Raw genomic sequence first — 23636 nt, forward strand, 5'->3', positions numbered from 1 at the left:
AATCGGATATAGAGATATATCGATGCATATTCTCTTTCTGTTTTTTTAAAATTGCTTATTTCTTAACAGGGAATGATTCGGCATGTAAGTGGTGGACGGAACAAGACTTATCCGTTATAATAAAAGATACGGATTTGGAAACGGAAAGGAGAAAAATCATGCATAGTTTTGAACAATATATGCCAACGAAGATTGTGTTTGGCAAAGAGGCAGAGCTGAAAGCAGGAACACTTGCAAAGGAATGGCAGGCAAAGAAAGTTCTGCTTGTTTATGGTGGTGGAAGTGTCGTTCGAAGTGGGCTGCTCGGACGGGTTGAAGCGGTTTTAAAAGCAGAAGGAATCGAAGTGGAAGAACTTGGAGGCGTGAAGCCGAATCCAAGAATGTCCCTTGCAAAAGAAGGCGTGAAAAAGGCAATCAATTCTGGCGCTGATCTGGTTATGGCAGTTGGAGGAGGAAGCTGTATTGATACTGCTAAAGCAATTGCAATCGCAGCAGCAAAACCGGGAACAGATCTGGAAGAATTCTGGAGTGGTAAAATTCCAATTGAGAAGGCACTTCCGGTTGGAGTTGTACTTACGATTGCGGCAGCAGGAAGTGAGATGAGTGATTCTGCTGTATTGACAAATGAGGAGACCGGAAAGAAAGCAGGTGCACACAGTGATCTTGTGCGTCCGAAGTTTGCAATGATGAATCCGGAACTGATGTATACGTTGCCGAAGTATCAGCTTACATGTGGAATTGTAGATATTATGATGCATACAATGGAGCGTTATTTCACACCGGTAGATGGTAATGAACTGACAGATGAGATTGCAGAAGGTGTTCTCCGCACAGTGATCCGCAATGGATTAAAAGCATATGAAGACCAGCAGAATTATGATGCATTAAGTGAAATCATGTGGTGCGGAAGCATTTCGCATAATAATATGACAGGACTTGGAAGACCAAAAGATTTTGCATGTCACAAGCTGGGGCATGAGATCGGTGGCATGTTTGATGAAGCACACGGAGCAACACTTTCCGCAGTATGGGGAAGCTGGGCACGGTATGTTTACCAGATTGACATCCCAAGATTTGCACATTTCGGAAGAAAAGTCTGGGGGATTGAAGAAGTGGATGATATAAAGGCTGCACTGGCAGCGATTGAAGAGACAGAGAAGTTCTTTGAACGAATCGAGATGCCAGTATGTATTGGACAGATGAAGACCGGCGTACTGGAAGATGATGTTCTTATGCAGATGGCAGATAGTGCGACAAAAGGAGATACTGTAGAACTTGGAAGCTTTAAGAAACTGAAGAAGCAGGATATGTACGAGATCTACAAAGCAGCAAATCATGAATAAGACGAAGAACTTAAATATCGACTGGAAACTTTTTTATAAGAGCGTATTTGCACTGGTAATCCCGATGGCATTACAGAATCTGATTAATGTCGGTGTGACGGCAACGGATGTGATCATGCTTGGAAAAGTCGGAGAAAAGGTACTGTCAGGAGCATCACTTGCTGGACAGGTGCAGTTTATTATGACACTGATTTTCTATGGTACGACATCCGGAGCAACGGTGCTGACCGCACAGTATTGGGGAAAGAAAGACACAAGAACGATAGAAAAGATACTTGGTATCGGGCTTCGTACCGGACTGACAACGGCGGTTGTATTTGCAGTGGCGGCACTTGGCATACCGGGGCTGCTGATGCGGATCTATACTTCTGATCCGGTTGTCATAGCAGAAGGTGTGAAATATTTAAGAATCGTGGCACTTTCTTACATATTTATGGCAGTAACACAGGTATATCTGAATATTATCCGCAGTATGGAGAAGGTTGTCATAGCAACATTTATCTATGCAGTGTCGCTGGGTCTGAATATTATTATCAATGCTGTGTTAATCTTTGGGATGTTTGGATTTCCGAAACTAGGCATTGCGGGTGCGGCAATCGGAACATTGTGTGCAAGAGGTGCCGAGACGATTATGGTACTGTTCTATGCATTCTTGAAAAATAAAATCGTACGGATCCGGTTGCAGGATATGCTGCACATTGATCCGGTTTTGTGGAAAGACTTTCTTGTTTATGCACTTCCGGTTGTATTAAACGAATTAATGTGGGGACTTGGAAGCTCTGCGAATACAGCAGTGATCGGTCATCTTGGAAGCGCGGCAGTTGCGGCTAATTCTGTGGCACAGGTGGCAAGACAGCTTGCAACGGTTGTAGCTTTTGGTATTTCAAATGCAGCGGCTATTTATCTAGGCAAGACAATTGGTGAGAAGAAGATGGAACATGCGAAAGCGTACGCAGTCCGCTTTATCTGGTTGAGCCTGTTGCTCGGAGGACTTGGAGGACTTCTGATCCTACTGGCGGCACCGCTTGCAAGAGCGAATTTGGCACTTACGGCACAGGCGGGAAGTTATTTAAGCTTTATGTTTTTTGTCATGTCGTATTTTACTGTGGCGCAGGCATTTAATACGACAATGGTGATCGGAATTTTCCGGTCAGGAGGAGATACCAAATTTGGAATGATCATGGATGTATCAACGATGTGGGGCTGCTCAATCTTATTGGGAGCGGCAGCAGCATTTATCTTCCATGCCGGTGTTCCGGTTGTTTATATGATATTGATGAGTGATGAATTGATCAAGATACCGATTACGATTAAGCGGTATTTAAGCTATAAGTGGTTGAAAGATGTCACAAGAGAAAGAGAAGAATTGGAAGGAGAAGTAGTATGATAGTTTTAGACAGTGAACAGATTGATAAGCTGATCGACAGAAATGAGATGATGGATCAGATTGAAGAAGCCTATAAGATTTTTAAAGCAGGTGATTATTATATGCCGCCGCGTCCGTGTGTAGAAGATGCGAACAAGACAATGATGTATATGCCATGTTATACGAAGGAAGTTATTGGAACAAAAATTTTAAGTATTTTTCCAGATAACGCAGAACTTGGTTTGCCATCTATCGATGGAATCATGTATCTGAATGATTATAAGACAGGGAAACCGCTGGCAGTAATGGACGGCCAGAGGGTAACTGCATGGAGAACAGGAGCAGTCGGAGGTGTCGGCATCCGGCATTTATCCAGAAAAGACTGTCATACAGTCGGAATCGCAGGAGCCGGTGTACAGGGATTCTATCAGGCATTGTATGCATGTGTGGCAAGACCGATTGATACGGTTTATGTGTATAATCACAGTGACAGAGATCTGACAGATTATCTGGCAAGACTGGAAAAAGCTATTGATAACCCGGATGTAAAGGTAGTACAATGTAAGACAGCGGAGGAGATGGTTAAAAACAGTGAGATCATTTGTACAACAACACCTTCCACGCAGCCGGTATTACCGGATGACAAGGATTTGTTAGAAGGAAAATGTATCATTGCAATCGGTTCTTACACGCCTGAGATGCGTGAGATTCCGGATGCGATCTGGGATTTGACAAATGAAGTCTACATTGAGCTCCCATATGCATGCGAAGAGAGTGGAGACTTAAGTCAGCCGATAAAAGATGGACGTCTGAAAGAAGAGCAGACAATTTTAATGAGTGATTATCTGGCAGGAAATCCGCAGGAAATTACCGACCCAAAAAAGACCACCTATTTTAAATCCGTAGGTATGGGACTTTTTGATGTGTGTATTGCACAGAAAATATTAGAAAAAGCAAAGGAGAACTAATTATGAAAGTAGTAGCAACAGAAAAAGCACCAAAAGCATTAGGACCTTATTCACAGGGATATGTTCATGGAGGAATGTTTTACTCTGCAGGTCAGATTCCAATCAATCCGGCTGTAGATGCAGTAGAAGCGGAGACAATCGAAGAGCAGACAGAACAGGTATGCAAGAACCTGGCAGCAGTTCTGGAAGCAGCAGGAACATCTTTTGACAAAGTAGTTAAGACAACATGCTTCCTTGCAGATATGAATGATTTCGCAGCATTTAACGAAGTATATGCAAAATATTTTACATCTAAACCGGCAAGAAGCTGTGTTGCTGTAAAGACACTTCCGAAGAATGTCAAATGCGAAGTAGAACTGATCGCAGCAGTAGAAGAATAAGAAAGAGCTGTTTCACAGAGCAGTGAAATAAAAAGTATCAAGAAAAGAGGACAGTTAGAATGGCAGAAGAACAAAATGGATGTAAGCCGTCAGATTGTGCCGGATGCGCACATGCAGATTCCTGCGGAAGCAAACCGCAGAGCCTTTTGAAACCGGCAAATCCACATTCACATGTGAATAAAGTAATTGCAGTTGTAAGTGGAAAAGGCGGGGTTGGCAAATCTATGGTAACAGCCTCTCTTGCTCGTATTATGAGAGAACAAGGATTTAATGTCGGAATCATGGATGCGGACATTACAGGTCCATCTATTCCGAAGATGTATGGAATCCACAAACAGGCAATGGGAACAGAAGAAGGAATCATTCCGGAAGAGGCAAAAGACGGAACAAAGATCATGTCTGTCAATTTACTTTTGCCGAATGAATCCGATCCGGTTATATGGAGAGGTCCGGTCATTGCAAATGTTGTAACACAGTTCTGGACAGATGTTATGTGGGGAGAACTGGATTATCTCTTTGTAGATATGCCACCGGGAACCGGTGACGTTCCGCTTACAGTATTCCAGTCATTGCCGGTTGATGGAATCGTGATTGTAACATCTCCACAGGATCTGGTACAGATGATCGTTAAGAAAGCATACAATATGGCATGTCAGATGGATATTCCGGTGCTTGGAATTGTAGAAAATTACAGTTATCTTGTCTGTCCGGACTGCGGAAAGAAGATTTCTGTATTTGGTGAGAGCCATGTAGATGAGACGGCAAAAGAACTGGATATTCCGGTAATTGGAAAGATGCCGATCGATGCAGGACTGGCAGAAGCAGTAGAAGAAGAGCGTTTCTACGAGATCAGCAATGATTATTTGACCGATGCTGTAAATAAATTGTAAATGTCAAAGAGGAGAATAACCATGGAAGTAATTAAAGAACTGCCGGAGGTTTTTGAAGAATTTGCAGAACAGAGAAAGAACTCTTTCCTTGCAGTAAAACAGTTAAAAGATCAGGGGATACCGGTAGTAGGATCTTATTGTACTTATTTTCCGCAGGAGATTGCAATGGCAATGGGAGCTGCAACAGTCAGTCTTTGTTCTACATCGGATGAGACAATTGCAGAAGCGGAAAAGGATCTTCCAAAGAACTTATGTCCGCTGATCAAATCCAGCTACGGATTTGCGAAGACAGACAAATGTCCGTTTTTTTATTTTTCCGATGTTGTAGTCGGAGAGACAACCTGTGATGGAAAGAAGAAGATGTACGAATTAATGTCCAAGTTTAAGGATACATTCGTAATGGAGCTTCCTAATTCGCAGAGTGAAGATTCTTTAAAACTCTGGAAGAAAGAGATCATCCGTTTCAAAGAATATCTGGAGAAAAAGTTTGATGTAGAGATTACAGAAGAACAGATCAGAGAAGCAGTTAAAGTAAATAATGAAGCGAGAAGATCTTTGAAGAAGCTTTATGAGGTTATGCGCCATGATCCGGCGCCGATTTCCGGCTATGATTTATTCAAAGTTTTATACGGAAGTACATTTAAATTTGATCGCAAACAGATTCCTGGTGAGGTAAATGCACTTGTAGATAAGATTGAGAAAGAGTATGCCGAAGGTAAGATGCAGGAGAAGAAACCGCGAATTCTGATCACAGGATGTCCGATCGGAGGAGCAACGGAGAAGGTCATCCGTGCAGTGGAAGATAACGGCGGAATCGTTGTTACATATGAGAACTGTTCCGGTGCAAAATCCATTGACAAGCTGGTAGACGAGAACAATCCGGATGTGTATGATGCAATTGCAAGAAGATATCTGAATATCGGATGTTCGGTTATGACTCCGAACCCGAACCGTTTTGAGCTATTAGGCAGACTGATCGACGAATATCAGGTGGACGGTGTTGTAGAGATGACTTTGCAGGCATGTCATACATACAATGTCGAGACATTATCTGTACGCAGATTTGTAAACGAAGAGAAGCATATTCCATATATCAATGTAGAGACAGATTATTCACAAGCAGATATTGGACAGCTTAACACAAGAATCACTGCATTTATTGAGATGCTGTAAGAGTGAAATGTTGTAAGAGAGCCTCTGGGTTTTGTATAACAAAATCCGGGGGCAATTTTAATCATCATAAGTAGAGTAGTATTATGGAGTAAGAGATGGATAAGAACATGGAAGTGGCAGAGGAACAGGTGCATATCTCTGTCCGGAATCTGGTAGAATTTATTTTAAGAAGCGGAGATATTGATAACCGGGTGGCGGGAACGGACAAAGATGCCATGCTCCTTGGTGGCAAGATGCACCGGAAGATCCAGAGAAGAATGGGGGCAGATTACCATGCAGAAGTTCCACTTAAGATTGAGATTCCGTGTAATGGATTCAAGCTGGTAATAGATGGACGTGCGGATGGAATTATCGAGAATGCATCCGGTATAGTGATTGATGAGATCAAAGGAGTTATGCGTGATCTGGAGCAGATTGAGGAACCGGTTTCTGTTCATCTGGCGCAGGCAAAGTGTTATGCATACATTTATGCCACACAGAAGAATCTGGATGAGATCGGAGTGCAGATGACTTATTGCAATCTGGAGACAGAAGATATCCGGCGCTTTCAGAGTGTATATGCGTATGAAGATCTGAAAAGATGGTTTCTGGATGTAGCCGGGCAATATGAAAAATGGGCAAGATACCAGGTGCGATGGAAGCAAAAGAGAAACACTTCTATTAAGGGAATTGAATTTCCATTTGCTTACCGGGAAGGACAGAAGAACCTTGCGGCATCGGTTTACCGGACGATCGCAAGGAAGAAGAAACTCTTCATTCAGGCGCCGACAGGAGTCGGCAAGACAATGGCAACGGTGTTTCCGGCGGTGAAGGCAGTTGGAGAAGGACTGGGAGAGAAGATTTTCTATCTGACAGCAAAGACGATCACAAGAACGGTTGCATGGCAGGCATTTGATACGTTAAAGGAGCAGGCATTGCGGATGAAAGTGCTGGTGCTTACAGCGAAGGAGAAGACCTGTTTTTGTGAAGAGACTGTGTGCAATCCGGATGCATGTCCATACGCCAAAGGACATTTTGACCGGGTAAATGATGCAGTATATGAACTTCTGACAACTTCCGATGAGATGAGCAGAGAGATTCTGGAAGAGCAGGCGAAAAAATGGAATGTCTGTCCTTATGAGATGAGTCTGGATGTATCAAACTGGGTGGATGCGATTATCTGTGACTATAATTATGCATTTGATCCGAATGCATATCTGCGCCGCTTTTTTGGAGAAGGCAATTCGGGAGAGTATCTGTTTCTGATCGATGAAGCACATAATCTGGTGGAGCGTGCAAGGACAATGTACAGCGCAGATCTATACAAAGAAGATGTTCTGGCAGTGAAGAAGAAAGTGAAGAATACCGCACCGAAGCTTGCAAAGAAGCTGGAAGAATGCAATAAGCAGTTCCTTGCATTAAAACGGGAATGTGAAGACTGCCAGATCCTGAACAGTGTGTCACACGTTTATCTGAAGTTACTGAACCTGGTGACAGAGATGGATCATTTTCTGGAAGACTGCAAAGATGAAACATTAAAGGAAGAAGTATTGGAGTTTTATTTTAAAGTACGGATGTTTCTCTATATTCATGACCGGCTGGATGAGAATTACCTGATCTATTCGGAGATAACGGATGATGGGAGATTCCGAATCCATCTCTTCTGTGTGAATCCGGCAGCAAATCTTAAAGAATATCTGGATAAGGGGAATAGTACGATTTTTTTCTCAGCTACACTGCTTCCCATCCAGTACTATAAGAAACTCTTAAGTACAGGGAAAGAAGACTATGCAGTCTATGCAGAATCACCGTTTGATACGAAGAACCGGCTGCTTTTGATAGGAAATGATGTAAGTACCAAATACACAAAGCGTGGAGAAGACATGTACGAGCGCTACGCAAGATATATCCGGCAGACCGCTCTGGCGAAGCGTGGCAATTATATTGCATTTTTCCCTTCGTATCGTTTTATGGAAAATGTCTGTGATGCGTTTATGAAATTACCGGGAGAGCAGATACCGGCAGTTATGCAGGCGCCGTATATGTCAGAAGAAGAACGGGAGATTTTTCTGGAAAATTTTGAAGAAAATACAGAAGAAGGTCTGGTTGGTTTCTGCGTGATGGGTGGAATTTTCTCGGAAGGAATTGACCTGACAGCGGACCGCCTGATCGGTGTGCTGATTGCTGGACCGGGAATTCCACAGGTGTGCAGAGAGCGGGAACTTTTAAGAGCTTATTTTGACGGGCAGGGAATTTCAGGATATGACTATGCGTATCTCTATCCTGGGATGAATAAAGTCCTGCAGTCTGCGGGACGTGTGATCCGGACAGAGGAAGATGAAGGACTCATCCTGCTGTTAGATGATCGCTTTCTGGATTACAGATACAGAAAAGTCTTCCCACGTGAATGGAAAGACTTTCAAATCTGCAATCTGAACAGTGCCGCAGAAAATGTGAAAAATTTTTGGTCTGCGAGAGAAGCTTCGAAAACTTCCGGGATAAATCCTGAAATTATGAGAGAATCGTAAATTACGATAATTCTTTAAGTACCGGTAAATTTTTAAGTTCCGGGAATGGAATAACCGGTGGCTGTTCGGTGAGGTGTTCGCCTATGTGCTTCTCCATCCAGACCATGTTGTACCAGCGGCCAAATTTATAACCGCATTTTTCAAATTCACCGACAAAACGGTAACCTAGATGTTCATGGAAATTGATGCTGTTGCGGGTTAAGTATTCGTCATCAATCTTCGGGCAGGCAATGCATGCATTCAGATTCAGAAAGCCCTGCTTTTTCAGAATGCTTTCCAGAACGGCATATAATTTCTTGCCCAGTCCCATCTTTCTGGCATCTTTCTTCACATAGATAGAAGTCTCAATTGCCCAGCCATAGGCAGCTCGCGGATGGAAAGCAGAAGCGTATGCATAACCTACGATACTGCCGTTATGAACAGCTTTGATATACGGATATTTTGTCAGCGTATTTCGGATGCGTTCACGAAATTCGTCTACAGAAGGAATCGTATATTCAAAAGTAATTGCGGTTTCCAGAATGTATGGTGCATAAATATCGAGAAGTTCTTTTGCATCATCTTCGGAAGCGGTTTCAATTTTGACGTCAGTTTCTTTGAGGTTTTCGTTCATAGTAGTTTCCATAGTGGCAGTTCTCCCGTTTCAGTTATTTTTCCGCATCGCGCAGAATCTGTTCCTGTACATCCGGGTTGAAATGATTTTCTTTCAACATCTCAATCTCATATTTGTACGGTGCGTAAGATTTCTTCTCCTTGACCTGTGAAGGGATATAAGGCGTCTCCAGTATCTTTGGAACATCGGCAAAATCCGGATGATGCACGATATAGGATAATGCATCAAAACCAATCTCGCCGAAGCCGATATTAGCATGGCGGTCTTTGGCAGCACCGCAGACATTTTTGCTGTCGTTAATATGAAAAACGGCAATACGTTCTTTCCCGATAATATGGTCAAATTTCTGTATTACACCGTCAAAATCATGTGCGATATCATAACCGCTGTCGTGCGTGTGACAGGTATCAAAACATACACTTAATTTTTCATTGTAAGTAACCCCATCGATAATACGTGCGAGCTCTTCAAAATTTCTGCCGATTTCAGATCCTTTTCCAGCCATTGTTTCCAGTGCGATCTGAAGATCCATGTCAGGTGTAAGTACTTCATTTAATCCTTTGATAATCTGTGAAATACCGACATCTGTACCGGCACCGACATGAGCGCCCGGATGCAGGATCAGCACATGGCTTTTGCAGGCCCTCGTCCGTTCGATCTCTGTCCGTAGAAAATTGACAGCCAGTTCAAAAGTTTCCGGCTTTACGGAATTGCCAAGATTAATAATATATGGTGCATGAACAACGATCTGTTCAATGCCCTGTGCATGCATATATTCCCATGCAGCATCAATATTTAATTCGGAAATATCTTTGCGGCGGGTATTCTGTGGTGCACCTGTATAGAACATAAATGTATTCGCTCCGTAGGAGACTGCTTCTTTCGCAGAACCTAAGAGCATTGCCTTGCCGGACATGCCGACATGTGAACCTAGTAACATAATCATACTCCTTTTGTTTTTATTTATATTTGAGGACCATTAAGCCATAAAACTACTCCTGCGCAAGCACATCGTGATTTCAGGCTTTTTGACCCTGGCATTAAATTCTTGATATCGTAACACAAATTGTATTTTTTTACAAGAAGAGAGAGGATTGAGGTTGTTGAGGGGATTGTCTTGTGTTAGAATACATATTATGTTCAGAAGTCTGTCTGGACGTAGATATATTAAAATAGGAAGACTTCTGAAATGGCAAGGAAGAATGAGTAGGAGGAAAAACATGGATAAAATTATTAATCTTGTGGAACAGGAAATTGCCGCAGCCTTTGACAAGGCAGGATATGATCGTGCGCTGGCAAAAGTAACGCTTTCCAACCGTCCGGATCTCTGTGAATATCAGTGTAACGGAGCAATGGCTGGAGCGAAGAAATATAAAAAAGCACCGTTTATGATCGCAGAGGATGTTCTTGCAAATTTAACAGATAAAACATATATTGGAGAGATCGAGGTTGTAAAACCAGGATTTATCAATATTAAGTTAAATGAAGATGCAGTTGCTGCATACTTAAATGATATGAAAAAAGATGAGAATCTTGGACTGGAACAGGCAAAGGAACCAAAGACGATCGTAATCGATTACGGCGGACCGAACGTAGCGAAACCGTTACATGTCGGACATCTTCGTTCTGCAGTTATCGGCGAGAGTGTGAAGCGTATCGCAAGAAAAGCAGGACATAAAGTATTAGGAGATATTCATCTTGGCGACTGGGGATACCAGATGGGACTGATTATCACAGAGCTTCGCAAGAGACAGCCGGATCTGCCATATTTTGATGATGCATTTAAAGGAGAGTATCCGGAAGAAGCACCATTTACCATCGGAGAACTGGAAGAGATTTATCCGACTGCAAGCGGTAAAGCCAAAGAAGATGATGCATACCGTGAAGAAGCATTGCATGCAACATATTTATTACAGAATGGTCATCGCGGATATACAGCAATCTGGAATCATATCATGCATATTTCTGTAGCTGACCTTAAGAAAAATTATGCGAATCTGAATGTAGAATTTGATCTCTGGAAGGGCGAGTCTGATGCACAGGCATACATCCCGGATATGATCGAGCGCCTGAAAAAAGAAGGATATGCCCACATTGATGACGGAGCACTTGTTATTGATGTACAGGAAGAGTCCGATACAAAAGAGATTCCACCATGTATGATCCAGAAATCAGACGGCGCTTCTTTATATGGAACAACGGATCTTGCAACATTAGTACAGAGAACACAGGATTACCATCCGGATCAGGTTGTTTATGTAGTAGATAAACGTCAGGAACTGCACTTTGTACAGGTATTCCGCGCTGCCAAGAAGACAGGGATCGTACCGGAAGAGACAAAACTGTCATTCTTAGGTTTTGGAACGATGAATGGCAAAGACGGTAAACCGTTTAAGACAAGAGAAGGTGGCGTTATGCGTCTGGAGAATCTGATCGCAGAGATCGATGAAGAGATGTATAAGAAAATTACAGATAATCGTACAGTGTCAGAAGAAGAAGCAAAAGAGACAGCGAAGATTGTCGGACTTTCCGCGATCAAATACGGAGACCTGTCCAACCAGGCAGCCAAAGACTATGTATTCGATGTAGACCGTTTCACTTCCTTTGAAGGAAATACAGGACCGTACATTCTGTACACGATCGTGCGAATCAAGTCTATCCTGAACAAGTACAAAGAGCAGGGCGGTAATGTAGAAGATATTACACTTCTTCCGGCAACATCAGACAGTGAGAAAGCACTGATGTTGGAAGTCGCAAAATACAACGAAGTGCTGGAGAATGCATTTGAAGAACTGGCACCGCACAAGATTTGTGCATATATTTACGATCTTTCCAATGCATTTAACCGTTTCTATCACGGAACGAAGATCCTCGCAGAAGAAGACGCGAAGAAGAAAGAAAGCTACATCGCACTTCTGATCCTTACAAAAGAAGTACTGGAAGCATGCATTGACGTATTAGGATTTGAAGCACCGGAGAGAATGTAATCATCTGATATAGCCTCCGGCAGGATTGCAGAGATGCACAGAAGAATATGTCATGCGTTGCATGACGTGCATCTCGCAGCAAGAATGCCGAGGGCATTCTTGAATACACAAGTGAGGAAAAATATGGAGACAGAGAAATTATTTTACGAAGACAGTCATCTGAAGGAGTTTACAGCAAAAGTTATCTCCTGCGAACCATATAAAGAACAGTATAAGGTTGTATTAGACCGCACCGCCTTCTTCCCGGAAGGCGGCGGTCAGTATGCAGACACCGGTATGCTGGATGATGTACGTGTGCTGGATGTACATGAGAAGGAAGGCATCATCTATCATACGACAGAGAAGGCACTGGAAGCCGGGAAAACTGTAACCGGTAAGATCAACTGGGAAGAACGTTTTGAGAAGATGCAGCAGCATACCGGAGAACATATCGTATCCGGGCTGGTGCATGAAAGATTCGGTTATAACAATGTCGGATTTCATCTTGGGAGTGATTACTGCACGATGGATTTTGACGGAACACTGACAAAAGAACAATTAAGAGAGATTGAGCTGGCAGCAAACCAGGCTGTCTGGAAGAACATAGACATTGTAGTGACCTATCCGTCCAAAGAAGAGCTGGCAAATATGGATTATCGGAGCAAGATCGAGATTGAAGGACGGGTAAGGATCGTAACGGTTCCGGGGTATGATGTATGTGCCTGCTGTGCTCCGCACGTAAAGAAGACCGGCGAGATCGGGATGCTCAAGCTGGTAAATATGGTAAATTATAAAGGCGGCGAACGTATCACAATGTTATGTGGCGTGCGTGCGCTGAAAGATTACGAAGCAAAAGATGCAAATGGAAAAGAGATCTCCGCACTGCTCTGTGCGAAGGAACTGGAGATTGCAGATGCAGTCCACCATATGAAGGAAGAGCAGACAGCATTAAAAAGCAAAGTGGCAGATCTGTCAGGAAAACTTCTTGCTTACCGTGCAAAAGAGATTCCGGTGGATGTACCGATTGTGACAGTATTTGACGCCGATCTTTCAGGTAATGAACCGCGGGAGCTGATGAATCAGCTTCTGGAAAGAGGAGCGAAGATTGTTGCGGTATTTGCGGGAAATGATGCAGACGGTTATCGTTACGTCATCGGAAGCAGGGAGACGGATGTCCGTCCGATGAGTAAGAACCTTAATACTTCCTTCCAGGGAAGAGGCGGCGGAAAACCGGAGATGACGCAGGGTTCCCTGAAAGGAAAAGAAGTCGAAATAAGAACATTTATACAGGCTGAAGCAGATGTATAAATTCTACTGCGGCTTTGGAGACTGGTACATGGCTGTTATAAGCCAGTGCCAGTTTTCTTTTTGGAAGGTCCTCTTTCATTTCCAGAAGAAAGAGATCTTCCGGCATTTTGGTCAGGCAGTAATCCGGGATAAATGCAATCCCAAGACCGATGCGGGCAAGGTCGATGAGCAGGTCGTTGCTGCTTAATTCCACTTCCGGAACAAGATCCAGTTGATGCTGCTGGAACAATGCATGCAGATATTCGCTGGTCGTGCTGTTCTTATCCAGCATGAGGATTGGATACTTCAGCAGTTCCTGATAGGACATTTTCCGGCCGCGCAGTTCCTTGAAAGTTTCATCTGCAATAAATACATCCTGAAAGTCATGTATGGTTGTGGACGTGAACATAGAGTCCAGATGACTGTTCGGAAAATTCACTACAATCAGATCGACCTGCCCGCTCCGCAGAAGTTCTACACAGCGGATGGAAGTAGCATTGGTAACTTTGATGTGCGTCCCAGGAAAAGCCTTGTGAAACTGTTCCAGATAAGGAACGAGGAAATACCGGCAGATCGTATCGCTTGCGCCGATGCGGAGCTGACCGATTCCGGAGGAGGCTTCCAATAATTGCGATTCTCCGCGCACGATCAACTGTACGGCAGGCTCAATGTGGCGCAGGAGGATCTCCCCTTCCGGAGTGAGACGGACTTTTTTTGTACTGCGAATAAACAGCGTCTGATTCAGTTTCTTTTCCAGTGTCTTGATGGACTGACTGACTGCAGACTGGGAGATAAAAAGCTTACCGGCAGCTTCGGAGAAGCTTAAGGTAGTCGCTACATAATAAAAAACTTTGTACAACTCAAAATTAATATCTGTTTTGTTATTCATAGATTTTATAAGACCTCCTTATAAATATTGGAATTATTATAAGTGAAAAACAAGTGAATTACAAGAATGGATATGCTAAAATAAGAATAGAGTGTGAAAATACAGATTATTAGAAGAATCAGGTATCAGGCAGGAAGAATCGAAAAAATAAACGGAGAAAACAAGAAATATGAAACGAAATATGATATATACTGTATTAGCGGCAATGTCTATGTTTGCTCTGCTTATCATCATACTGGTGACAAGTATTCAAATTGCCATATACGGTGATTCGGAGTATCATTTTTATCAAAAAGAATATGAGAAATATACGGTCGCGAAAGCACTGGATATGAAAATATCTGATCTGATGGAAGTTACGGAACATATGATGGCATATCTGGATGGAAAGGAAGAAAAACTCTCTGTGGAAGTTCCGGTGGAGGGTAAAATGCAGGATTTCTTCAACAGACAGGACCGGGAACATATGGCAGATGTACAGGTACTCTTTCATAAAGGAAGAATCGTACGGAGATTTGCCACAGCAGTAGCAGCGTTTTTGCTTGCAGTATTATATGTATGTAAGAAATATCTGAAAATAAAAGATCGGCAGACAGCAGGGGTACAGGCAAAACAGTGGCGGTTGCGTACAATCCTTTTTCGAGGATATACGACAGCACTTGGAATCTTTGCGGCAATCGTAGCAGTAATCGCCGCCGCATGTGTCAGAGATTTCTCGGCGACATTTACCTTATTTCACGAATTGATTTTTACAAATAAACTGTGGCTGTTTGATGCGGGGACGGATTATATGATCCGGATGCTGCCGGAAGGGTTCTTCTCGGACATGGCATTTCGGATCCTGCTTACATTTGGCGTGGCTGTGATCATATTGTGGGCTATGCTATTTATATGGAACTGTATGTGCAACCGGAAAAGTTCGTATATGGCTAAGAATAGATAAGTTGTAAAATAAGATATAGCCACACATATTACATAGATTATAAGATAGATTAATAAGATATACTAATAAAAATATTTATGTATATTAATTTTATTAATAAAATAAAATGTGTTACAATGTAACTAATGACTAGTAAAAGAGTACAAATGGAGGAAATTGTATGAGTAGTGTAAGACGAGTTTACGTGGAGAAAAAGCCTGAATTTGCAGTACAGGCAAAGGATCTTAAGCATGAGATCAAGAATTATCTTGGAATCCGTGATATCAAAGAAGTCCGGATTCTGATTCGTTATGACGTGGAGAATATTTCCGATGATACATTTGAAAAAGCATGCAACGGTATCTTTTCCGAACCACCGGTAGATATCTTATATCATAATGCATTCCCGGAGACAGAGAATGCAAAAGTATTTTCCGTAGAGTTCCTGCCGGGACAGTTCGACCAGAGAGCAGACTCTGCAGTACAGTGTATCCAGTTTATCAAAGAGGATGAGCAGCCGGTGATCAAGACAGCGACAACTTACGTGATCGTTGGAGCAGAGGGCGTGATCTCTGAGGAAGAGTTCGAGGCAGTAAAAGCACACTGCATCAACCCGGTAGATTCCAGAGAAGCACAGGAGCAGATCCCGGAGACACTCGTTACAAAATTCGAAGAGCCGGCAGATGTGAAGATCTTTGACGGATTCAAAGATATGGCAGCAGCCGAACTGAAAGAATTATATGCGTCCCTTGGACTTGCCATGACATTCAAGGATTTCCAGCATATTCAGAATTATTTCAAAAAGGAAGAGGACAGAGATCCATCCATGACAGAGATCCGTGTTCTGGACACCTATTGGTCCGATCACTGCCGTCATACAACATTCTCTACCGAGCTTACAGATGTGAAGTTCGAGGACGGAGACTATAAGACACCACTGGAAGAGACATACAGACAGTATCTTGCAGACCACAGTGAGATTTTCAAAGGCAGAGAAGATAAATTCGTATGCCTGATGGATCTTGCGCTGATGGCAATGCGTAAACTGAAAAAAGAAGGCAAGCTTGAAGATCAGGAAGAATCTGACGAGATCAACGCATGCAGTATCGTAGTACCGATCAAAGTGGACGGTGTAGAAGAAGAGTGGCTCGTAAACTTTAAAAACGAGACACACAACCACCCGACAGAGATCGAGCCATTCGGTGGAGCTGCGACCTGCCTTGGAGGAGCTATCCGTGATCCACTGTCAGGACGTACTTATGTATATCAGGCAATGCGTGTAACCGGAGCAGCAGATCCGACCGTATCTGTCAAAGATACGATGAAAGGAAAGCTGCCGCAGAAGAAACTGGTTCGTGAAGCAGCACATGGATACAGCTCTTACGGAAACCAGATCGGACTTGCAACCGGAGCAGTCAAAGAGATCTATCATCCGAACTACGTTGCAAAACGTATGGAGATCGGAGCCGTTCTCGGAGCAGCACCGAGACGTGCCGTTATCCGTGAAACATCTGATCCGGGAGATATCATCATTCTCCTCGGCGGACGTACCGGACGTGACGGATGCGGTGGAGCAACCGGATCTTCCAAAGTACATACCGAAGAGTCCATCGAGACATGCGGTGCAGAAGTACAGAAAGGTAACGCACCGACAGAGCGTAAGATCCAGCGTATGTTCCGCAGAGAAGAAGTAAGTAAATTAATCAAGAAATGTAACGACTTCGGTGCAGGTGGTGTATCCGTTGCCATCGGAGAACTTGCAGACGGACTGCAGATCGATTTGGACAAAGTGCCGAAGAAATATGCCGGACTTGACGGAACAGAGATCGCTATTTCCGAGTCCCAGGAGCGTATGGCTGTTGTCGTAGATCCAAAAGATGTCGATACATTTATGAACTATGCAGCAGAAGAAAACTTAGAGGCAACAAAGGTAGCTGTAGTAACAGAAGAGCCGAGACTGGTACTTTCCTGGAGAGGAAAAGAGATCGTCAACTTATCCCGTGCCTTCCTTGATACAAACGGAGCGCATCAGGAGACAACGGTTACTGTAGAGATCCCAAGCCGCAAAGATACGATTCTTACAAGAGAAGAAGTAAAAGATGTCAAAGCAAAATGGTTAGAGACATTAAAAGACCTGAACGTATGCTCGCAGAAAGGTCTTGTAGAGATGTTCGACGGTTCTATCGGAGCAGCTTCCGTATTCATGCCGCACGGTGGAAAATACCAGCTGACAGAGACACAGGCAATGGTTGCAAAACTTCCGGTACTGACAGGAGACTGCGATACCGTTACAATGATGAGTTACGGATTTGATCCATATCTGTCTACATGGAGTCCATATCACGGAGCTATTTACGCAGTGACAGAGTCTGTTGCGAAGATCGTGGCAGCAGGTGGAGATTATAGCAAGATCCGTTTCACATTCCAGGAGTATTTCCGCAGAATGACAGAAGATCCGACCAGATGGAGTCAACCGTTCGCAGCACTGCTCGGTGCTTACAATGCACAGCTCGGATTCGGACTTCCATCTATCGGAGGAAAAGATAGTATGTCCGGAACATTTGAAGATATCGATGTACCGCCGACACTGGTTTCCTTCGCAGTAGATGTGGCAACAGAAAAAGACATCATCACACCGGAATTAAAAGCAGCAGGAAATAAACTCGTATGGATGCAGATTCCGACAGATGAATACGACGTACCGGAATATGCAAAAGTAATGGATGCTTACGGTAAATTCACAGACGACATCAGAAGCGGCAAGATCGTATCTGCTTACGCATTAGACAGACACGGAATCGTATCCGCAGTCAGCAAGATGGCATTCGGTAACCGTATGGGTGTTACCATCTGCGACAGCGTAGATGCAAAAGACCTGTTTGCACCGGCATTTGGTGATATTATCGCAGAAGTACCGGCAGATAAAGTAGACGCACTGACAATCCCGTACACGGTGATTGGTGAAGTAAATGCAGATGCCGTATTCGCATACAAAGAGGTAAAACTGACAGAAGCAGATGCAGAAGCAGCATGGAAAGAACCACTGGAGAAAGTATTCCCAACCAACTCCGGAGCAGAAGGACAGGAAGAAGCAGTGAAGAGTGATGTATACAAAGCATCCGATATCCACATCTGCACACACAAGATTGCACAGCCGACTGTATTTATCCCGGTATTCCCTGGAACAAACTGCGAGTTCGACAGCGCGAAAGCATTTGAGCGTGCAGGAGCGAAGACGATCGTCAAAGTCTTCCGCAACCAGAATGCAGCCGACATCGTAGATTCTGTAGATGTATTTGAAAAAGCAATCGCACAGTCCCAGATCATCATGTTCCCGGGTGGATTCAGTGCAGGAGATGAGCCGGACGGTTCCGCTAAATTCTTCGCAACTGCTTTCCAGAATGCGAAGATGAAAGAAGCAGTAGAGAAGCTGTTAAATGAAAGAGACGGACTGGTACTCGGTGTGTGCAACGGATTCCAGGCACTTGTCAAACTGGGACTGGTTCCGAACGGAGCAGTTACCGGACAGAATACAGATGCACCGACACTGACTTACAATACGATCGGACGTCATATCTCCAAGATGGTGTATACAAAAGTTGTATCCAACAAATCCCCATGGCTTGCACAGGCAGAGCTTGGCGGTGTATACACGAACCCGGCATCCCACGGAGAGGGACGATTCGTAGCAAATGAAGAGTGGCTTAAGAAACTCTTTGCAAACGGACAGGTAGCAACACAGTACTGTGATCCGGAAGGAAATGTTACGATGAATGAAGAATGGAATGTCAACGGTTCTTACTGCGCGATCGAAGGTATCACAAGTCCGGACGGACGTGTATTCGGTAAGATGGCACATTCCGAGAGACGTGACAGAAGTGTAGCTATGAATATTTACGGAGAACAGGATCTGAAGATCTTCGAATCCGGTGTTGCATACTTTAAATAAAAGTGAAACTTAGAGTGCAATCTGTTTCACTAAAAGCGAAAAAGAATCAACTAAAATGAAATAAAATCAATATTTTTGCAAGTAGTACAAATAAATGTTGCAAAAAATAGCAAAATTTGTAAAAAAAATACTTGCCATATGCACTCTTTTCCTTTACAATGATAAAGGACAAAGACGTCAGAGAAAAACGGGTGGATTTGTCCATCCGTTTTCTTTTTAAAAGGATGTTTTTTTGAGACAGAAAGATTTAGGAGGTAACAAGGTTATGTCATATGTTGATGAAGTACTGGAAAGAGTAGTAGCTAAGAACCCTGCTGAACCAGAATTCCACCAGGCAGTAAAAGAAGTATTAGAATCATTGAGAGTGGTAGTTGAGGCGAATGAAGAGAAGTTCAGAAAAGACGCCTTACTGGAGAGACTTGTAGAACCAGAGAGACAGTTTAAGTTCCGCGTACCGTGGGTAGACGACAAAGGACAGGTACAGGTGAATACAGGATACCGTGTACAGTTCAACAGTGCGATCGGACCATACAAAGGAGGCTTACGTCTTCACCCATCTGTAAATCTTGGAATCATCAAGTTCCTCGGATTTGAGCAGATCTTCAAGAACTCCCTGACAGGACTCCCGATCGGCGGAGGTAAAGGTGGTTCTGATTTCGATCCGAAGGGCAAATCAGACAGAGAAGTTATGGCATTCTGCCAGAGCTTTATGACAGAACTTTGCAAATATATTGGAGCAGACACAGATGTTCCTGCCGGAGATATCGGAACAGGAGCAAGAGAGATCGGTTACATGTTCGGACAGTACAAGAAAATCCGCGGACTGTATGAAGGCGTTCTTACAGGTAAGGGATTAAGCTATGGCGGATCTTTAGCAAGAACAGAAGCTACAGGATATGGTCTTCTTTATTTAACAGAAGAACTTCTGAAGATTAACGGAAAAGACTTAAAGGGAATGACAGCAGCAGTATCCGGATCCGGTAACGTAGCAATCTACGCAACAGAGAAAGCACAGCAGCTTGGAGCAAAAGTTGTAACAGTCAGCGATTCTACAGGATGGGTATACGATCCGGAAGGAATCGATGTAGCTGCATTAAAAGAGATCAAAGAAGTAAACCGTGCAAGACTGACAGAGTATAAGAAATATCGTCCGAACTCAGAATATCATGAAGGACGCGGCGTATGGTCAGTAAAAGTTGACCTGGCTCTTCCTTGCGCAACACAGAACGAATTACATCTGGAAGATGCAAAACAGTTAGTAGCTAACGGATGCGTAGCTGTATGCGAAGGTGCGAACATGCCTACTACATACGAAGCAACACAGTATCTGCAGGAGAACGGAGTGATCTTCGCACCTGGTAAAGCTGCCAACGCCGGTGGAGTTGCAACATCTGCACTGGAGATGTCACAGAACAGCGAGAGATTAAGCTGGACATTCGAAGAAGTAGATGCCAAATTAAAAGACATCATGGTAAATATCTGCCATAACATGGACGAAGCTGCAAAACGTTACGGAATGGAAGGTAACTATGTAGCAGGCGCTAACATCGCAGGATTCGAGAAGGTTGTAGACGCTATGACCGCTCAGGGAATCGTGTAAGAGAAAAAAGTTTAAAATTAGTCATATACTTGACATTAAAATTATTGATTCGTATAATAATATTGTAAAGACAGATGCGTCTGTCTGGGTGAGCTGACACCTTAAAAATCTGACATTTTAGCCAGTTCGTTGGCTGGCAGGTTGGAGAGCAACAGAAAAACTCTACAGTTAAACCGCACATAGTGGGGCGGAATGTTGGCAGACAACAGTAAAATCAGCAATATCAGAATTAGAAAAGGTTGTCCGAGAGGGCAACCTTTTTTGTATAGTGGGGAATACAAATGAAAAAATATGATAAAAAATCAGCAATAAAAATTATTGTACATGCAGCAAAAGAATATGAAGAAAAATTGAATAATAAGCACTTTTTGATTGTTTATCAGAAAAAATCACTTACTAAAACAGTAGAAATCGGTTTTCGTGATATGAACTTTTTACATTTAACAGGAGTAAAGACTAAGTTATCTGCACAACAATTTTATGCGGCATGTTTGGAGTCTAAATTAGCAGAAAGAGATTTTGAAATTGATAATAAAGGGAAGGTGCAACAGAAATTAATGGTATTACCATGTCTTTCTAAGCTTATGTCTCATCATTGTCTAGTTGGAGAATTTATTAATAGTGGGGTATATATTCGGGCAGATTATTTTGTTGGTGATACAAAAGCGATATTAAGTGTTGGTTTTCGTAATGGAAATCGTGTGGATTATCCAGTAACATTATACAATGAAGATGTAAAACGATTGTCTAACCCAACAAATAAAGTTCTTGCAATTTTTTCAAAAAGCTATAAAGAGAAATGTTATAATAAATGTACATACCTTTCAAAAGGGCAAGAGATTGGTAAGTTGAAGTTAGAAGAAGATATAAGAAAAAGAATTGAAATTGTAAGATAGCGACATTGCATGCAAGCGGTATGATCAAGAGGGGGAAGAGAAGCGCATGCTACAAGTATACTTAAATCTGCTTGATACGCAGGAAGACAAAGAAAAATTTGAACAATTATATGCTCTGTACAAGGACAAGATGTACAAAGTTGCATATCAGATCCTGCACAACAGACACGACGCAGAAGACGCAGTACACGACAGTGTTATTGCTATCATAGATAATTTAGAAAAAATTAAGAAAATAAACTGTCACGAAACATGGAGTTACATTGTTACTATAGTTAAGAGCAGAGCATTTAACATCTATCAAAGAAAAGGAAAACGTTCTGAACGGGAAGCCCGGGAGCAGGACTACAGGAATTATCCATGTGAACAGCAGGAAAGTCCGGAAGACGCATATCTTTATAAAGATGTAACGACCATATTGCAGGAGCTGATTCTGGAACTGCCTTATCCGAAGCGTCAGATTCTTTATTTACACTATTATATGGATATGACGTTTGTGGAGATTGCAAAGATCGTGGAGTTGTCCGAAGAAAATGTGCGCCAGATCGCTGCCCGTTCCAGACAAAAACTGGAAAAACAATTGCGCGAAAGGGAAATCACAGATGGAAATGAACAGAATCAGTGACGAACTGTTACGAGAAGCAGTAAAGCAGGCATGCGAGCGGGAAGGCACTTATTACGAAGAATTTACAAAAGATGCGAAGCATCATTTCTCGATCCGTCATCAGATACGCATGCGGCGTTTATACAGGAAGATGAAGAGAAAAAAGGCAGAAGAACTTGTGGACAGATATAGGGTATATACATATCCGAGACAGGAAGCAGATGCTGGAAAAAAGCAATTTACTTCATACCGTGTGACACGGCTGCATCCAAAATTTTTACTGATAGTTATACTTCTAATGATCAGTATGAGTATGACAGTATTTGCAATAGAGCCGATTCGTGAGGGCATCTACCAGTTGATTGAAAAATGTTTTTCGGATCATACAGACATCAGCTTCGAGAAAGTGCAAAGCGAGATCAAGGGGCAGGAAGAAGAAATCAAAGAATTTAAGCCACAGAAGCTGGAGTATGTGCCGGAAGGGTATGTGCTGGAGAATGAGGAGACGGATGAAACATTTTTAATGTATTCGGCTGATTATAATGGGGCAGACGATTACCCGCTTTATTACATTCAAATGGGAATTGAGTACTTTGATTTTAAGGTTTCATCTAATGGAGAAAGAATAGAAAAAGTAGATGTAAAGAATAAACAAGGATATTGGGTGAAAGATACGAATGGCTGGAATAAGCTCTTATATGTAAAAGATGGGTATGTGTATATGCTGTCTGGGCATGAAAACATTGAGAATCTCATAAATATTTTAGAAAAAAATAAAAAAATTAAATAAAAAGTGTCACGAAGTACCTCTTTCAATTGTTACTTATAGTAAAAGCAGAAAGGAGGTACTTTTTTATGTACCAAAGAATGAAAATGTTACTCGGAGGATTAATTTTGAGCACAGGATTGATTGTGACTACGCCAGTGTCCTATGCAGCAGAAACGCAAGTGAATGGAGAGGAGGATATAGAGCTTGCGTATGAAAATGTTGATGTGTGTACTTGTAATTTATCAATTACAGGCAAGGAAGCTACATGCAAAAGTTTTGTAAGAACTAGAAGTTCAAAATCACAAGTAATAAAAGTAGTTATGAAATTGCAAAAAAAATTAGACGGGGAATGGAAAACATTAAAAGAGTGGAATGGATCAACAACCGGTCAAAATTATAGTTTGAACAAAAATTACACAATTGCAACTGGAACATATCGAGTGAGAACAACATTTAAAGTTGGAAATGAAACCGTTACTAAAAACAGCAGTTCTTCAAAAAGGTAAGGAGATAA

The 23636-nt window shown here is 42.6% G+C and carries 19 protein-coding genes; 16 read left to right on the top strand and 3 right to left on the bottom strand.

Annotated features, from left to right (window positions below; all coding sequences use genetic code 11):
- Nucleotides 1-158: 158 nt before the first annotated feature.
- From DW152_RS09075 to DW152_RS09105, 7 genes are all read left to right on the top strand, one after another.
- Entirely contained in the window at nucleotides 159-1343 is a 1185-nt protein-coding gene (locus DW152_RS09075) for an iron-containing alcohol dehydrogenase (protein WP_199537821.1), read from the top strand.
- Nucleotides 1336-2730, top strand: a complete 1395-nt coding sequence (locus DW152_RS09080) for an MATE family efflux transporter (RefSeq protein ID WP_117537356.1) — start codon at nucleotides 1336-1338, stop codon at nucleotides 2728-2730. Before DW152_RS09075 ends, DW152_RS09080 begins: the two co-directional genes overlap by 8 nt.
- On the top strand, nucleotides 2727-3677 hold the full coding sequence (locus DW152_RS09085; protein ID WP_021861381.1) for an ornithine cyclodeaminase family protein: 951 nt from the start codon (nucleotides 2727-2729) through the stop codon (nucleotides 3675-3677). Before DW152_RS09080 ends, DW152_RS09085 begins: the two co-directional genes overlap by 4 nt.
- A gap of 2 nt (nucleotides 3678-3679) precedes the next feature.
- Nucleotides 3680-4057, top strand: a complete 378-nt coding sequence (locus tag DW152_RS09090) for a RidA family protein (RefSeq protein ID WP_021861380.1) — start codon at nucleotides 3680-3682, stop codon at nucleotides 4055-4057.
- 59 nt (nucleotides 4058-4116) lie between these two features.
- Nucleotides 4117-4947 (top strand): Mrp/NBP35 family ATP-binding protein, encoded by an 831-nt coding sequence (locus tag DW152_RS09095; protein WP_021861379.1) that lies wholly within the window; start codon nucleotides 4117-4119, stop codon nucleotides 4945-4947.
- Nucleotides 4948-4968: 21 nt separating this feature from the next.
- Nucleotides 4969-6120, top strand: coding sequence for a double-cubane-cluster-containing anaerobic reductase (locus DW152_RS09100; RefSeq protein ID WP_118288467.1), 1152 nt, complete (start codon nucleotides 4969-4971; stop codon nucleotides 6118-6120).
- Between the two features lie 95 nt (nucleotides 6121-6215).
- On the top strand, nucleotides 6216-8627 hold the full coding sequence (locus DW152_RS09105; protein ID WP_330416758.1) for an ATP-dependent DNA helicase: 2412 nt from the start codon (nucleotides 6216-6218) through the stop codon (nucleotides 8625-8627).
- A gap of 1 nt (nucleotide 8628) precedes the next feature.
- Here the strand turns inward: DW152_RS09105 and DW152_RS09110 are convergent, their stop codons facing one another.
- Together DW152_RS09110 and DW152_RS09115 are read right to left on the bottom strand one after the other, a co-directional pair.
- Complete coding sequence (locus tag DW152_RS09110) at nucleotides 8629-9252, bottom strand: GNAT family N-acetyltransferase (RefSeq protein WP_243059898.1); 624 nt, start codon at nucleotides 9250-9252, stop codon at nucleotides 8629-8631.
- A gap of 22 nt (nucleotides 9253-9274) precedes the next feature.
- Nucleotides 9275-10180: a deoxyribonuclease IV gene (locus tag DW152_RS09115; RefSeq protein ID WP_117537353.1), complete on the bottom strand. Its 906-nt coding sequence runs from the start codon at nucleotides 10178-10180 to the stop codon at nucleotides 9275-9277.
- Between the two features lie 280 nt (nucleotides 10181-10460).
- Here DW152_RS09115 and argS point away from each other — a divergent pair, with 280 nt between their 5' ends.
- Nucleotides 10461-12227: an arginine--tRNA ligase gene (gene argS / locus DW152_RS09120; RefSeq protein ID WP_118288468.1), complete on the top strand. Its 1767-nt coding sequence runs from the start codon at nucleotides 10461-10463 to the stop codon at nucleotides 12225-12227.
- A 123-nt stretch (nucleotides 12228-12350) separates the two neighbouring features.
- Nucleotides 12351-13514, top strand: coding sequence for an alanyl-tRNA editing protein (locus tag DW152_RS09125; RefSeq protein WP_118288469.1), 1164 nt, complete (start codon nucleotides 12351-12353; stop codon nucleotides 13512-13514).
- Here the strand turns inward: DW152_RS09125 and DW152_RS09130 are convergent.
- On the bottom strand, nucleotides 13489-14382 hold the full coding sequence (locus DW152_RS09130) for a LysR family transcriptional regulator (RefSeq protein WP_118288470.1): 894 nt from the start codon (nucleotides 14380-14382) through the stop codon (nucleotides 13489-13491). The genes DW152_RS09125 and DW152_RS09130 overlap by 26 nt on opposite strands.
- Before the next feature lie 169 nt (nucleotides 14383-14551).
- Here DW152_RS09130 and DW152_RS09135 point away from each other — a divergent pair, with 169 nt between their 5' ends.
- The 7 genes from DW152_RS09135 to DW152_RS09165 all read left to right on the top strand — a co-directional run bounded on the left by DW152_RS09135 (nucleotide 14552) and on the right by DW152_RS09165 (nucleotide 23628).
- Nucleotides 14552-15325, top strand: a complete 774-nt coding sequence (locus DW152_RS09135) for a TIGR01906 family membrane protein (protein ID WP_021861368.1) — start codon at nucleotides 14552-14554, stop codon at nucleotides 15323-15325.
- 160 nt (nucleotides 15326-15485) lie between these two features.
- On the top strand, nucleotides 15486-19253 hold the full coding sequence (locus DW152_RS09140; protein ID WP_118288471.1) for a phosphoribosylformylglycinamidine synthase: 3768 nt from the start codon (nucleotides 15486-15488) through the stop codon (nucleotides 19251-19253).
- A gap of 265 nt (nucleotides 19254-19518) precedes the next feature.
- The gene (gene gdhA / locus DW152_RS09145) at nucleotides 19519-20853 is read left to right on the top strand and encodes an NADP-specific glutamate dehydrogenase (protein ID WP_118288472.1); all 1335 of its coding nucleotides are present in this window, start codon (nucleotides 19519-19521) and stop codon (nucleotides 20851-20853) included.
- A 281-nt stretch (nucleotides 20854-21134) separates the two neighbouring features.
- On the top strand, nucleotides 21135-21749 hold the full coding sequence (locus DW152_RS13275; protein ID WP_021861365.1) for a PBECR4 domain-containing protein: 615 nt from the start codon (nucleotides 21135-21137) through the stop codon (nucleotides 21747-21749).
- Between the two features lie 46 nt (nucleotides 21750-21795).
- On the top strand, nucleotides 21796-22374 hold the full coding sequence (locus DW152_RS09155; RefSeq protein WP_118288473.1) for an RNA polymerase sigma factor: 579 nt from the start codon (nucleotides 21796-21798) through the stop codon (nucleotides 22372-22374).
- Entirely contained in the window at nucleotides 22352-23143 is a 792-nt protein-coding gene (locus DW152_RS09160) for a DUF4367 domain-containing protein (RefSeq protein WP_158570035.1), read from the top strand. The genes DW152_RS09155 and DW152_RS09160 overlap by 23 nt, the downstream gene beginning before the upstream one ends.
- Nucleotides 23144-23208: 65 nt before the next feature.
- Complete coding sequence (locus tag DW152_RS09165; RefSeq protein ID WP_118288475.1) at nucleotides 23209-23628, top strand: hypothetical protein; 420 nt, start codon at nucleotides 23209-23211, stop codon at nucleotides 23626-23628.
- Nucleotides 23629-23636 lie beyond the last annotated feature (8 nt).

The organism is Dorea sp. AM13-35, assembly GCF_003473885.1.
Lineage (GTDB): Bacteria > Bacillota > Clostridia > Lachnospirales > Lachnospiraceae > Dorea_D > Dorea_D hominis.

Bases quoted from the DNA above. Each gene is read 5' to 3' on its own strand.
- DW152_RS09075 (WP_199537821.1), top strand. From the start codon at position 159: ATGCATAGTTTTGAACAATATATGCCAACGAAGATTGTGTTTGGCAAA.
- DW152_RS09080 (WP_117537356.1), top strand. From the start codon at position 1,336: ATGAATAAGACGAAGAACTTAAATATCGACTGGAAACTTTTTTATAAG.
- DW152_RS09085 (WP_021861381.1), top strand. From the start codon at position 2,727: ATGATAGTTTTAGACAGTGAACAGATTGATAAGCTGATCGACAGAAAT.
- DW152_RS09090 (WP_021861380.1), top strand. From the start codon at position 3,680: ATGAAAGTAGTAGCAACAGAAAAAGCACCAAAAGCATTAGGACCTTAT.
- DW152_RS09095 (WP_021861379.1), top strand. From the start codon at position 4,117: ATGGCAGAAGAACAAAATGGATGTAAGCCGTCAGATTGTGCCGGATGC.
- DW152_RS09100 (WP_118288467.1), top strand. From the start codon at position 4,969: ATGGAAGTAATTAAAGAACTGCCGGAGGTTTTTGAAGAATTTGCAGAA.
- DW152_RS09105 (WP_330416758.1), top strand. From the start codon at position 6,216: ATGGATAAGAACATGGAAGTGGCAGAGGAACAGGTGCATATCTCTGTC.
- DW152_RS09110 (WP_243059898.1), bottom strand. From the start codon at position 9,252: ATGGAAACTACTATGAACGAAAACCTCAAAGAAACTGACGTCAAAATT.
- DW152_RS09115 (WP_117537353.1), bottom strand. From the start codon at position 10,180: ATGTTACTAGGTTCACATGTCGGCATGTCCGGCAAGGCAATGCTCTTA.
- argS (WP_118288468.1), top strand. From the start codon at position 10,461: ATGGATAAAATTATTAATCTTGTGGAACAGGAAATTGCCGCAGCCTTT.
- DW152_RS09125 (WP_118288469.1), top strand. From the start codon at position 12,351: ATGGAGACAGAGAAATTATTTTACGAAGACAGTCATCTGAAGGAGTTT.
- DW152_RS09130 (WP_118288470.1), bottom strand. From the start codon at position 14,382: ATGAATAACAAAACAGATATTAATTTTGAGTTGTACAAAGTTTTTTAT.
- DW152_RS09135 (WP_021861368.1), top strand. From the start codon at position 14,552: ATGAAACGAAATATGATATATACTGTATTAGCGGCAATGTCTATGTTT.
- DW152_RS09140 (WP_118288471.1), top strand. From the start codon at position 15,486: ATGAGTAGTGTAAGACGAGTTTACGTGGAGAAAAAGCCTGAATTTGCA.
- gdhA (WP_118288472.1), top strand. From the start codon at position 19,519: ATGTCATATGTTGATGAAGTACTGGAAAGAGTAGTAGCTAAGAACCCT.
- DW152_RS13275 (WP_021861365.1), top strand. From the start codon at position 21,135: ATGAAAAAATATGATAAAAAATCAGCAATAAAAATTATTGTACATGCA.
- DW152_RS09155 (WP_118288473.1), top strand. From the start codon at position 21,796: ATGCTACAAGTATACTTAAATCTGCTTGATACGCAGGAAGACAAAGAA.
- DW152_RS09160 (WP_158570035.1), top strand. From the start codon at position 22,352: ATGGAAATGAACAGAATCAGTGACGAACTGTTACGAGAAGCAGTAAAG.
- DW152_RS09165 (WP_118288475.1), top strand. From the start codon at position 23,209: ATGTACCAAAGAATGAAAATGTTACTCGGAGGATTAATTTTGAGCACA.